The organism is Lentilitoribacter sp. Alg239-R112, assembly GCF_900537175.1.
Taxonomy (GTDB): domain Bacteria; phylum Pseudomonadota; class Alphaproteobacteria; order Rhizobiales; family Rhizobiaceae; genus Lentilitoribacter.
The window spans coordinates 307864-321177 of sequence record NZ_LS999835.1 but is presented as its reverse complement, the minus strand read 5'-3'; the positions used below and the strand labels follow the sequence as shown (position 1 = coordinate 321177).

Sequence of the window (13314 nt, the reverse complement as noted above, 5' to 3'; positions counted from 1 at the left end):
TTGGAACTTGAAATATTTTTCTGATAAAAAACGTCCTGTACACCTTGGCCCCTACCCATTGGAGCGCCTATCACGTACCAACAATATTTCGAACATAGCCAACCTTCCCAAATTCGAGCAAATGCGCTTTCTGGATGAAAAAAATCCGGAAAATATTGTCAATGCTATGGGCGAGGCGCAAGCCATGCTGGATGCCATTCGCGATGGCTTGATAAACAAAGCCCAGGCGACCGTTCCCGACGATCTTGATGAACGTGCCAATCATCTCAAAGCATTTGGATATTTTTCAGATGTAGCGATGTCTGCGACTTGCGCTTTCACACCTCAAATGATGTTGAAAAATTCGTGTCACAATCCCGATATAGATGCTCTAGCGCAGAAATTACGTACAGATCAAACGAAGTCTCTGGCATCGGGTATTGATGTCATTATGGCAGACCTACGTGATGCGATGAATGCACCACCAAAAAGCATGGATAGTCACAAACATGCACTTGTTTTTGTTGTCGAACATCCGCGTGAAGTTCGCGATGAGGAACCGGGAAACACATGGTTGAAGGGCGCAGGGCCAGCACGTTCAGCATTGCGCGCCATGGAACTTGCGGTTGTACTTGCGCAATATATCCGCTTATTGGGTTATGATGCGCGCGCGCACAGCCATACAACAACAGATATAGATCTTCATCATTTAGCCGCCGCTTCAGGGCTTGCAACAATTGAAGGTGATGAACTGGTTAATCCCTATTTAGGTCAAGACTTTTCCATTGCAGTGGTAACAACAGAATTTGAGTTTTCTCATGATAAACCTCTGGTCCCTTTAAAGGATCAACCGAGATCCAAAACACATGGCTTTGCGTGGCAATGGGGGGTAGGCACCGCCAAAAGCGCCCGAAATATTGACCCCTATGCAAAACGGCGTTTTGTGGATGGTGCGCATCCATTTGAAACGCTAAAGCGGGTTGAACACCCTACGACCTACATCGACGAAAGCCGTGTTCCTCGCGTCCCGAAACGCACCGATATGTTTGCGCGCTCGTTATTTGGCGACATGGGAAAACGCAATCAAAACGCGTCACGCAACGGGCAATATGTGCGAAAATCAGCCCCCTCGATGGCACAACGGCGAGCACTTGGTGCGTTTGTTTTGCTTCAGGACGGGCGACCTAATCCCACCCAAACAAATGAAACCGCCAATGCATTGCGCAATGCTGAAAACATTAAAGCTATGTCGTATTTCTTAGGTGTTGATGCAACAGGGATTTCGCGATGTCCTGAATGGACCTGGTATTCACACGATGCCACGGGTGAACCAATCACCCCACCACATGATCAAGCCATTTCAATGGTTATTGATCAAGGCTACGAGACCATGGAGGGCGCCTCAGGAGATGACTGGATCGCTGTATCTCAATCAATGCGTGCCTATTTGCGTTTTTCTATTTTGGGCAGCATTGTTGCCAAGCAAATTCGACGCCTTGGTTATAAAGCAAAAGCGCATACAGTTATGGACGGAGAGGTGCTCCAACCGCCGCTTTTGCTACTCTCCGGCCTTGGCGAAGTTAGCCGGATTGGCGAAGTTATTCTCAATCCATTCCTTGGCCCACGTTTGAAGTCAGGCGTTGTTACCACCAATATGCCAATGACGCATGACAAACCAATTTCATTTGGGTTGCAACAGTTCTGCGAAAGCTGCAACAAATGCGCGCGCGAATGCCCGTCTGGGGCCATTACCGCTGGGCCAAAATTGATGTTCAATGGTTATGAAACTTGGAAATCCGATAGCCAAAAATGCACGACCTATCGCATCACAAACCTAGGTGGGGCAATGTGCGGTCGTTGCATGAAAACCTGCCCCTGGAACCTCGAAGGTATTTTTGCTGAAGCTCCGTTTCGTTGGGCCGCAATGAACATTCCAAAAGCTGCACCCATGCTTGCAAAATTGGATGATGCCGTGGGTAATGGTGAACGCAATGTAATCAAAAAATGGTGGTGGGATCTCGAAATTCAGGATGATGGCGCCTATCGCCCCACCCGACATCAGGTAAATGAGCGCGATCTTCAAAAGAATCTGGATCTCAAGTTCAAAGATCAAACACTGGCAGTCTATCCTGCTAATCTTGCCCCTCATCCTTGGCCATTTCCGTTTCCAATGGATCGAGAAAAGGGGATAGAAGCCTATCAAGCCATGATTACCGCCAAGCAGTATAAAACGCGCCTTGCGCAAGGCGATACGTATGGTTTGGCACATGAATATAAAATTGAGGGGGACGCACCGGTAATCCGAGTGGAGATCACAAAAGCCGTACAAATGAGCCAAGGTATCACCAAGTACGAATTTTCAACATTGGATGGATCACCGCTTCCGGAATGGCAAGCAGGCGCACATCTGGACATCGTGGTCGCACCAGAGTTCCTGCGCCAATATTCCATGTCGGGCGACCCAACTGATAGAAGCAAATACCAAATTGGCGTGTTGCGAGAAGACCAGGGTCGAGGTGGCTCACAGCTTTTACATCGTATTTTCACCAAAGGACGCAAGATATTTATCTCAAAACCCATCAACCATTTTCCACTTGATGAAACAGCTCGAAAAACATTCTTAATGGGCGGCGGCATTGGCATCACGCCGATGATCGCAATGGCTCATCGTCTACATACCATTGGGGCAAACTTCGCTGTGCATTATTCATGTTCATCTCGCGCAAATGCTGGCTTCTTAGAAGACCTTGCACAATTTCCTTGGCACGAGAAAGTGAAACTGCACTTTAGCGACGAACATACTCGCGCAGACCTGAATGAAATTTTGGGTGGATACCAAACCGGTGATCATGTGTATACTTGCGGGCCTGAGCCTTATATGAAGTCCGTCATAGAGGCGGCAGAACGTGCTGGCTTTAATGAAGAAGAACAGCATATTGAATATTTCAATGTCCCCGAATTACCAGAATATGAGAACTATCCATTCAAGGTAAAATTAGCAAAAAGTGGGCGAGAACTTGATATTCCGACGGATAAATCTGTAACAGATATTCTTGCTCAGAACGGCATAAATGTGGATGTGAAATGTTCAGACGGAATTTGCGGTGTTTGTAAATGTGGCCTGATTAGTGGAGAGGTCGAGCACAGAGATTTTGTACTGTCAAAAAAACAACGAAAAGACGCTATTATTTTATGTCAATCTCGTGCGGCCAAAGCAGATACCACTATAGAAATCGACCTTTGAGCAATAACTGACTTGCTTATAATCTATTGATTTATTTATGAAATTCTCTTTAAACCCTTACATAAAATCAATGAGCGTGTACTTCGTTAGCTAGCGTAATACCCAACCCCAAAACGGTGCGATTGGCATAGGAAAAATAACCGGTGACCTGATTTACTTCCAGAATTTCGCCATCATCAGCACCAGCAGCTCTGAGATTAGCGATATCGTTTTCGTTCAGTAAAGATGGATCAACAGTCAGTGCTTTTGCATAGCCCAACAGCACAAGGTATTTGCCATCAAATGCCTTCTCTGGGCAATCATCCAGTAATGTTTCTGTCATATTTGCCCAGTTCTCAGCCGTCCCATCATAGGCTAGGCCGCCAAAATGACTATGATGCTCAATACAATATCCGCATTTATTTATCGCGCTGACATAAACGCCAACAGCTTCAAGAAACCACAAAGGTAATTCATTTGAGCCATGTCCGATCACCGAGCGGTAGAATGCCATGTGGCCTTCAAGCATATGGGGTCGTATCGAATGCGCTGTAATGATATTTGCAATCGTATCATTTGCACGTTTGTATTTATCATAAATAGCTTTAAGCCGACCAGTAGCCTCCTCAAAGGGAATATATTTTATCCAAGTCAATATCTGGTTTCCTTGTACGAAAAAGGCGCAAAATCAGCTATGGTTCCAATCATCCGGATCGTTGGAATTATTAGGCGACAAACCGATTATGTCGCCCTTGGTTGAACAGCCCAGTCCCAAAACAGTGCGATTGGCATAGCCAAAATAAGCACTCACCTGATTAATTTCGAGAATTTCGCCGTCACTATACCCAACTTCACGGAGACGGTGGATGATGTTTTCATTCATACCGCCTGCATCACGAGTTAGTTGGCGAGCATATTCCATTGCCACTTTCTGGGCCTTATCAAGAGGTGCCTGATCAATGGTACGGGCTTCAATTGCCGCTCGAATACCAGCAGACTTTGCATCATCGTTCAACAATCGTTTAAGGCCACCAAAGTGATGCTCAACGCAATAATCGCATTCATTCAGAAAGGATACCCAAACCCCGAGGCATTCCAGAAACCACTTCGGTATTGTATTACCTGAATGGTGGAGAACATATTTATAAATAGCCATATGCCCTTCCATCGAATGCGGACGCAAACTATGCATCATCATGATGTTATCGACATTATTATCTGGCCCTTTAACCCGATCATATAGCCGTTTTAGTTTTGCATCGGCCTCATCGTAGGGAATGGTATCAATCCAAGGCATGAGTGGGTTCCTTTTAAAATCTTGTTGTTTTCTCGGTCTTTTGGTTCAATCCAGTAAAAGTGAGTCATCAGCGAGTTCTTCGCCCTGCTGTTTTCGGAACAAATCAAGTAAGTCCTTAACTTCAAGTTTGTCTCGTTCGACTCCGGCAATATCAAAAATAATTTTCCCCTGGTGGAACATCACCGTACGTTCACCCGTGTTCAATGCCTGTGCCATGGAATGGGTCACCATAACTGCTGTTAATTCCAGATCATGAATAATGGTACGGGTTAAATCCAACACAAAGTCAGCTGTTTTGGGATCAAGTGCCGCAGTATGTTCATCCAATAATAGAACTTTTGTATCACCTGTAGCCGCCATCAATAGACTAACCGCTTGCCGCTGTCCGCCGGAGAGCAGGCCAACTTTATCATTAAGGCGATCTTCAAGCCCGAGACCAAGCACTTTGACCTTTTCAACCGTTTCATCACGCATCTGTGGCGTCACAGCAAACCGCATACCGCGGTGGTTTGTACGGCCATAGGCTAATGCAAAGTTTTCCAATATCGATAAATCCTCGCAAGTTCCCATCTTTGGGTCTTGGAATACCCGCGATAACATTGCCGAGCGTTTATGAACTGGCCAACTGGTAACATCTTGCCCATCGACTTCAACGCGACCTCTTTCTGCTTTTGCAAGACCAGAGATAACGTTAAGGCTCGTTGACTTTCCGGCACCATTGGAGCCAATAATTGTTAGGAACTGCCCTTTAGGAATATTCAGATCAACACCGCGCAGCGCACGCGTCTCAAGCGGAGTGTTTTTGCCAAAAGTGACGTCTATATCCGATAGATTGATCATTATTTTTCCCCTCGTTTAAACAAGGATTTTAATGACCCGCTTTGTTGCGCAATAAGAGCAACGGCGACCAGAACCGCAGTTACAAGCTGTACATCTGAGGCATGAAACCCAATGAAATCAGCATTCAGAGCAAATGCAACAGCTAGGCGATAAAGAATAGCACCGATAACACAGGCGAATGTAGCAAGAAAAATAGTCCCCGACGGCAGAATAGACATGCCCACAATCACGGACGCTAATCCAACGATGATCACGCCAATACCCATATATGCATCGGCTGCGCCAAATGACTGAGCAAACAACGCCCCCGCAATTGCGGTCAGCCCATTCGCAACACCAACACCGTATAGTTTCATGTGACCAACATTTACCCCGTTGGCTTCTGCCATCGCAGGATTTGCACCGGAAGCACGCATGGATATGCCCCAACCTGTCGCCAGAAAAGCATCAAGCGACAGCTTAACCCCCAAGACAAAGACACCCAGAAATATCGGGTTAATAATATAGCCGGGAATGCCAAAAATCTCCAGAGAGGTAAATACCGTATCTACACGCAACAGGGGTTCATTTGGTCCACCCATAATGCGTAAATTTATGGAGTACAGCGAGATACCTACAAGTATCCCAGCCAAAATATGAAGAATATTAAAGCGCACGTTCAGCCATGCAGTGATAAAACCGGCAATAAAACCTGCAAAACCACCACCAAGCGTGGCAAGCCAAGGGTTCCATTCTGCTCCAACCATCAAGATTGCAGCAACCGCTGCACCTAAAGGAAAGCTACCTTCAACCGTCAAGTCTGGAAAATCAAGGATTTGAAATGTCAGATAGGCGCCTAACGCGACGATCCCAAAGATTAATCCGGTTTCAAGCGTACCCAGAAGTTCGTATAATGACATGTTTTTGCTTTCGTGAGAACAACAATCGCTAACAGTTTAGTGGACCTTTGAAGGTTCCAGCCGTCATAGCGCACAGCCAAGAGACTGTGCGCTCGACAGGCTTACTCAGTGATCAAAGTTGCTCTAGATAGGGCAGCGTCTGGGGTTGCAACACCCATTCGCTCCGCCGCGCCCTTGTTAACCGCAACAATTAATCTATCAGAGATTTGGTAAGCAATAGCCGCATCGATATCTCCAACAGCCTTACCATCCAACACATCTGCAACCATTTCGCCCGCCACCTTGCCAACAGCAAGATAATCAAAGCCGATAGATGCAATAGCACCACGTTCTACGGCACTTGTTTCACCAACAAAGACTGGCAGGTCGACATCTTCCCCAATCTTGATAATTGCCTCAAGCGCAGCAACAACCGTTGTATCATTAGGTACATAAATTGCATCGACTTCGCCAATCAGCTTTTTTGTAGCCAATATAACTTCGTTAGTTGTCGGCGAAGGGGATTCAACAATGGTAAATCCGCGTGGTTCTGCATGCTTCTTAATTGTTGCAAGAGTGGCCAGCGCATTATCAAGACCGGGATTATAAATAAATCCTATTTTTTTCAGATCTGGAATATATTCGCGCATCAAATCAAGCTGAGGCTCAATAGGTGCCGCATCAGATACACCAGTTACATTGGCTCCCGGTTGCTTATAACGCGTGATTAATTGTGCACCAATCGGATCAGTAACCATGGCAAACACAATCGGAATATCAGACGTGGCACCGATCATTGATTGCGCAGTTGGTGTGGTAATTGGCACAATAACATCTGGCGCATTGCCAACAAACTTCTTAGCAATTTGCTGTTGGGTTGGCATACTGCCATTTGCATTCTGATAATCAACTTTCAGAGTTTCACCTTCCACATAACCCCGCTCCGCAAGAGCTGCGAGAATACCATCTCGAGCAGCAATAAGCGCAGGCACTTCTACAATTGTTGAAATCGCTATGGATTTAGTATCATTTGCATAAGCTGATGTTGCGATCAATCCAGCGGCGATTGCCCCCACGATCGTCTTCCTAAAAGTTGTCATATTATCTCCCTTTCTTCCGTTCATATTGAACGGTATGAGTTCTGATTTGGTCTTGAAGTCAAACTTAAATAATGTATCATATAGTGGGATGCTTGCGCACATAATGGGTAATTACACGTTAAAGGGAACTGGATATGGAAGTCAAGTCAGATCCTTCAGCCGGTGTGGCTTTGCTCGTGAAAGCTTTTACAGTTCTCGACATGTTTCAAGTTGATCGTCCAACTTGGTCCCAAGCCGAATTAGTCCGAGCAACGAAGCTCAATCGTTCTACTGTAAATCGTCTTGTCCGATTTCTGGCAAGTACCGGTTATTTAACACAGATAGCATCTACAGGCAGGTACTCGCTGGGTTTGGCCTCGATTGAATTGGGCATAAGGGCCAGCGATGGGTTCGAATTAAAATCCGTTTCTCAGAAAGAAATGGCACGTTTAGCAGATGCAATTCAAGAGACCGTTTTACTCAGTGCATATGATGCATCGAGATCCGTTGCGGTTTGTATTGATCAGATTGTCGGCAAAAATGAAGGACTGCGCGTGTATGAACGAATAGGCTCTACTTTTCCTCTTCACGCCGGAGCAGCACCAAAAGTTATCTTGGCCTATTTACCTGAGGTAGAACAAAGCAAATACCTATCGGGTGAGCTACAACGTTTTACCAATAAAACCATCATCGATGTTGATGATATTAATAAACAACTCAAAGAAGCTCGAACCCTAGGATATTGTATTTCCTGGGAAGAAACGTTTGTTGGAACAGTCGGCTATGCGGCACCAATCCTTGGAGTAAATGGCGCTGTAATTGGTAGCTTTGGTGTGTCCTTACCAATTTCGAGCGCCACTACAAAAATATCAAATAATATAATCACTCAATTGGTATCTTCTGCATCGACCGTTACTAAGCTTTTACATGGTTCAATTGGTTCTGATATATAATTCGAGCTGGATGTTACCTCTAGCTGGTATGTACTTTATCCTGTCCGAACCTTATAAACTTCGCTAAACAGATACGGCCCCAACTCTTCCAAAATCAACTTGAAACACAGCATACTTGGGTGTTGTTACTAGCGCAGGATAATGCTTGATGATAATAGTGGCCTGATTTTTAAATCCAGATTCATATCGGAATTTATATCTGTGAAGACGCCACGCCAATATATCGACGAGTTGCTGAAACTTGAAACCATCAAAGTCTGGTCACTTATTGTCACTCTATTTGGTGATCTTGGTAGAGAAGAGCCTGTATCACTTGCAGGTAAAGACATCAGATATCTGCTCGGCCATATCGGCATAAAGCCAGAGGCTATTCGCGTTGCATTACACAGATTAAAAAAGGATGGTTGGATTGTCTCAAACAAAGTTGGGCGGCAATCAATATATCGGTTGTCTGAGAATGGCATTTTGCAAACCAGATTGGCCTATAAAGATGTCTATCGGGAAGATGTAAAATATGATGCTGGGTGGAAACTACAATTGCAGATGGATGATACTTGCGACGAACATCTCCCCAAATTACAGGTTTTCAAGAACGTCGTCTGGGTGCCGTGTGGCGTGGATCAGTCTCAATCAACAACAATGGAAGTGACCATTGATATCGACAATGTGCCCGACTGGTTTTTAGAACGTACCATACCTAATAATATTAAGGTCACCGCTGAAAATTACTTATCCGCCACCAAACAATTGAGCACATCTTTAAAAAGTTTTGATGAGCAAGACCGCGCAGCAATAAGACTTCTAGCGCTCCACCATTGGCGCAAAATGGCACTCCGTGATAACACATGGCTCCATATCTGGCTTTTCAAAAATGGAGTGTTTGCGCAGTGCCACTCGGCAATCTGTAGTCTATTGAAGGGATAGCTTAAACCCCTTCAATAGGCTGGTAAGCAATCAAACCTCGTAGGCATTCATGGTCAAAAGCTCATACTCCGCAACTAAATCCTTATCCTGATTGGTCAGCGTTACATGCCAGCGTACCTCACCATATTCATCATTGCGCGGTGTTTTTTTCTTTACACTCAAGCGTACTTGAATGTCATCACCAGCCTCAACCGGTTTCATAAAACGCAGACTATCCAGTCCCGTATTTGCCAGCACGGGTCCTTCATTTGGTTCCACAAACAATCCAGCTGCAAAACTTAAAAGCAAGTAACCATGCGCAACCCGACCGGGGAAAAATGGGTTTCGTTTGGCTGCTTCTTCATTCATATGAGCGTAGAACGTATCGCCGGTGAAGCTGGCAAAATGCTCAATATCTTCAATAGTAATGGTTCGCGGTGCTGTGTGAATTGTTTCACCAATTTCCAACTCATGAAAAGTCCGTGTGAACGGATGCGCAGGCGCTTTTTTCTCAACTGAGCCTGGAACCCAAACATTACCGATGGCGGATAAAATATCTGGCGAACCCTGAACCGCTGTGCGTTGCATGTAATGTGTCACACCGCGCACACCACCCAATTCTTCGCCACCACCAGCACGGCCCGGACCACCGTGAACCATATGAGGCAATGGAGAGCCATGCCCTGTGCTTTCTTTCATACTGTCTCGATTATTAAAATAAAGACGGCCATGAAATGCACCTGCGCCAAGAGCAACATTTTTGGCAACTTCTGGATCATGGGTAATCACGGAAGCAACCAAACTACCTTGCCCACGATTGACCAATTGGATTGCGTGATCAAGATTATCATATCCCATGATAGTTGAAACAGGACCAAACGCTTCCGTATCATGAATGCGCTCTGCCTTGTTGGGATCAGCACAATGAAACAGCATAGGCGGCAAGAATGCACCCTTTGCAGCATCAGCACCGCTCACCTCGAAACTGTTAGGGTTTCCAAAAACCCGCTCGGCTTCCTTCGCAATGATATCTACCTTCTGTAGTACATCACGTTTTTGATCGTTGGATACGAGTGCACCCATGCGTGTCGCTTCATTCGAGGGATCTCCGATCAGCGTTTTCTCCAAACGCGCAGAAAGTGCCTCAATGGCAGCCTCCACATGTTGCTTTGGTGCAAAGATACGGCGAATAGCTGTACATTTCTGCCCAGCCTTTGTCGTCATTTCCCGTTGAACTTCTTTGATAAAGAGATCAAATTCAGGTGTTCCCGGTTTGGCATCAGGGCCAAGAATCGAAGAATTCAGACTGTCCTGCTCTGCAACAAAGCGAATTGAATTTTCCAAAATATGTGGCATGGAGCGCAGCTTCCCTGCCGTCCACGCAGAGCCGGTGAACCCGACAACATCTTGGCATGTCAATCGATCAAGCATATCGCCCAACCCGCCTGACACAAGTTGCAAACTGCCCGCTGGCAATATGCCACTGTCCAGCATAATGCGTACCGCTAATTCGGTAATATAACAGGTCGCTGTTGCTGGCTTTACAATCGCAGGAACACCTGCAAGCAGGGTCGGAGCCAGCTTCTCCAACATGCCCCAAACGGGAAAGTTAAATGCATTAATATGCACCGCAACACCTTGCAGAGGCGTGCATATATGTTGCCCCAAAAATGTGCCATTGCGGCTAAGCTGTTCAACCTCACCATCAAGATAAACATGCGCATCTGGCATTTCCCGACGCCCTTTGGACGCAAAAACAAACATAGTGCCGATGCCCCCATCAATATCAATGAGATGATCGGATTGTGTTGCACCCGATGCAAATGACATGTCGTAAAGTGCTTGTTTATGTTTGCCTAAGTGAAGCGCCAACGCTTTGAGCATTCGTGCTCTATCATGAAAAGTCATTTTGCGTAATGCAGGCCCGCCCACATCGCGTGCATGGTCAAGCATAGCTTGTACATCAAGATCGGCATTACCCGCTTGTGCGAAGACCTCTCCGGTGACCGCATTTTCAATGCTGCGCGCGCCTTTTCCGACCGGTATCCATTTGCCGTGGGCAAAGGATTGTACATCTTGAAGTGTCATTTTAGTCTTCCTCTTTAAGCTTGGATCAGTCGCGGAAGGCCGCGGCTATCAAATATGTCTCACCGCTTTCCGCTGCACTTTGTTTTAGAATCTGTGAAAAAGCCTTGCGTTTGTGTTGAAGGGCAAAATGCATGGGTCCACCGCGCCAGCGAGGAAAGCCGTAGCCATGTAATTTGACCACATCTACCGCTGCCGCATTTTCAGCAATTCCTTCTTCAACGATCAACGCGCCTTCGTTAGCTATGATGGCTAATAGACGGTCTGCAATTTCATCGTTGGAGTAATTTCTGCGGGTAATGTTGTTGGCCGTAGAATAGTCTTCGATGATATTAGTAACATCCTCAGACGCCACTTTTGACTTTGGTCCGCTCGGATAATCATACCAGCCTTTGCCGCTGTGTTGACCAAACCTTTCAATCTCACATAAATGATCCGCAATTGTCACATATCGCATGTTTGGATTACGTGTTTGAGCTTGCAATTTTCGATTGGCCCAGGCAATTTGCAAACCGCTCATATCTTGCGCTTCAAAAGGCCCCATTGCCATGCCAAAGTCTCGCATGGCTTGATCAACCTCTTCGGGCAATGCGCCATCTGCAAGTAAAAATTCTGCTTCTCGCCGATATGCAGCCAAAATACGGTTACCAATAAACCCATCACAAATGCCAGAAAGGACTGCCGTTTTTCGAAGGGTCTTCGCTAATGCAAATGCCGTGCTTACTGTTTGTGCCGACGTTTGTGGCAGATAAATCACTTCCAACAATTTCATAATATGAGCAGGGCTAAAGAAGTGCAGTCCTACGCAACGCTCCGGATTTGCGATACCCTCAAATATGTTTTGTGGATCCAGATAGGATGTATTGGTTGCTAATATTGCATCCTCATCCATAAATTTTCCGAGAGAGTTAAACACCTTGCGTTTTACTGCAACATCTTCAAAAACCGCCTCAATAGCCAGATCATGTCCGTTGCTATCTCGGTAATCAAGAGTTGTGGTAAAGAGCTTCAAACGCGCTAGTTGTTGCTCTGATGTAATTAAACCACGCTTCTCTGCAGCTGTTAGATTTTGCTCAACACGTTGAATGGCCTGCTCACATGCACTTTCATCGCGCTCAATAAGCGTAACAATCTTGCCAGCATTCAAAAGGGATGTTGCAATACCAGACCCCATCAATCCACCGCCAACAACAACTACTTTTTTGATCTCAAGCGGGTGAACACCGTGAATAACTGATGGCTTGGCAACAGACCGCTCAGCGAAAAAAGCATGGCGCAATGCTTTACTTTCGTCAGACTGTCGAAGTTCCAAATGGAGCGAACGTTCCTTAGGCTGCCCCACATTAAAAGGTTCAGCAGACCACTGGACGGCTTCAAAATTCAGAAGTGGTGCCTGTCGCCCTCTGGCCTTCTTTTCAATCTGAGTACGCGCAAGCTCCAACTCCTCAGCGCTGCATTGTAAGGCTGTACGGGTACAAATTTTTGATGGGCGGCACTTGTTTTTTTTTGCAAACACAATGGCCTCGATCTCAAGATTAGCCGCAACGATGAGATCCACCCCACCCGCTGAATAAAATTCTTCTGCTTTAATCATTGTGCCGTTGGCACACATATCCAATGCAAGTTTGGTTCCAACCAAACGAGGCAAGCGCTGTGTTCCACCTGCACCCGGAATAAGTCCTACATTGACTTCAGGCATTCCAAATTTTGTACCTTCAAGCGCAATACGCCAAGCGCAACCCATAGCAATCTCAAGCCCACCGCCAAGCACATTTCCATGCATCGCAGCAATAAACGGCACTGAACTATCTTCTATCGCCTGCACAACATCAGGTAAGTGCGGTTCTACGGGTGGCGCATCAAACTCGCTCATATCGCCACCAGCAATAAATGTTCTACCTTTACCAATCAGAATGGCAGCTAGAGCGCCCAGCTGTTCCACTTCATGCACAGCATCCAACAGACCAATCCTCATAGCGGTTGATGTTGCATTTACCGGCGGATTATCTACGCGAACGATCGCGATCTCATCAACCATATCAACAGTAACCAATTGAGCCTGCATTTGAAGTTCCTT

10 protein-coding genes are annotated in these 13314 nt (G+C 46.0%); 3 read left to right on the top strand and 7 right to left on the bottom strand.

All coding sequences use genetic code 11. The features are described from left to right. Positions 1–7: 7 nt before the first annotated feature. Positions 8–3223, top strand: coding sequence for a reductive dehalogenase domain-containing protein (locus G3W54_RS18390; RefSeq protein ID WP_197742903.1), 3216 nt, complete (start codon positions 8–10; stop codon positions 3221–3223). A 67-nt stretch (positions 3224–3290) separates the two neighbouring features. Here the strand turns inward: G3W54_RS18390 and G3W54_RS18385 are convergent, their stop codons facing one another. From G3W54_RS18385 to G3W54_RS18365, 5 genes are all read right to left on the bottom strand, one after another. Continuing rightward, on the bottom strand, positions 3291–3857 hold the full coding sequence (locus G3W54_RS18385; protein WP_197742902.1) for an alkylhydroperoxidase: 567 nt from the start codon (positions 3855–3857) through the stop codon (positions 3291–3293). Between the two features lie 33 nt (positions 3858–3890). Further along, positions 3891–4499, bottom strand: coding sequence for a peroxidase-related enzyme (locus G3W54_RS18380; RefSeq protein ID WP_162654749.1), 609 nt, complete (start codon positions 4497–4499; stop codon positions 3891–3893). 45 nt (positions 4500–4544) lie between these two features. Then, the gene (locus tag G3W54_RS18375) at positions 4545–5339 is read right to left on the bottom strand and encodes an ABC transporter ATP-binding protein (RefSeq protein ID WP_162654748.1); all 795 of its coding nucleotides are present in this window, start codon (positions 5337–5339) and stop codon (positions 4545–4547) included. Beyond that, positions 5339–6238 carry an ABC transporter permease gene (locus G3W54_RS18370; RefSeq protein WP_162654747.1) on the bottom strand — a complete coding sequence of 300 codons (900 nt, stop codon included), beginning with the start codon at positions 6236–6238 and terminating at the stop codon, positions 5339–5341. The genes G3W54_RS18375 and G3W54_RS18370 overlap by 1 nt, the downstream gene beginning before the upstream one ends. Positions 6239–6339: 101 nt before the next feature. Beyond that, a complete protein-coding gene (locus tag G3W54_RS18365; RefSeq protein ID WP_162654746.1) occupies positions 6340–7317 on the bottom strand; it encodes an ABC transporter substrate-binding protein in 978 nt (325 codons plus the stop codon). Positions 7318–7451: 134 nt separating this feature from the next. On the opposite strand from G3W54_RS18365, the gene G3W54_RS18360 reads away from it, so the two are divergent. Together G3W54_RS18360 and G3W54_RS18355 are read left to right on the top strand one after the other, a co-directional pair. Further along, positions 7452–8249: an IclR family transcriptional regulator gene (locus G3W54_RS18360; protein ID WP_162654745.1), complete on the top strand. Its 798-nt coding sequence runs from the start codon at positions 7452–7454 to the stop codon at positions 8247–8249. A 201-nt stretch (positions 8250–8450) separates the two neighbouring features. Beyond that, positions 8451–9173: a hypothetical protein gene (locus tag G3W54_RS18355; RefSeq protein ID WP_162654744.1), complete on the top strand. Its 723-nt coding sequence runs from the start codon at positions 8451–8453 to the stop codon at positions 9171–9173. 30 nt (positions 9174–9203) lie between these two features. Here G3W54_RS18355 and paaZ read toward each other — a convergent pair whose 3' ends face one another. Together paaZ and G3W54_RS18345 are read right to left on the bottom strand one after the other, a co-directional pair. Then, entirely contained in the window at positions 9204–11240 is a 2037-nt protein-coding gene (gene paaZ, locus G3W54_RS18350; protein WP_162654743.1) for a phenylacetic acid degradation bifunctional protein PaaZ, read from the bottom strand. Positions 11241–11265: 25 nt separating this feature from the next. After that, positions 11266–13302: a 3-hydroxyacyl-CoA dehydrogenase NAD-binding domain-containing protein gene (locus tag G3W54_RS18345; RefSeq protein ID WP_162654742.1), complete on the bottom strand. Its 2037-nt coding sequence runs from the start codon at positions 13300–13302 to the stop codon at positions 11266–11268. Positions 13303–13314 lie beyond the last annotated feature (12 nt).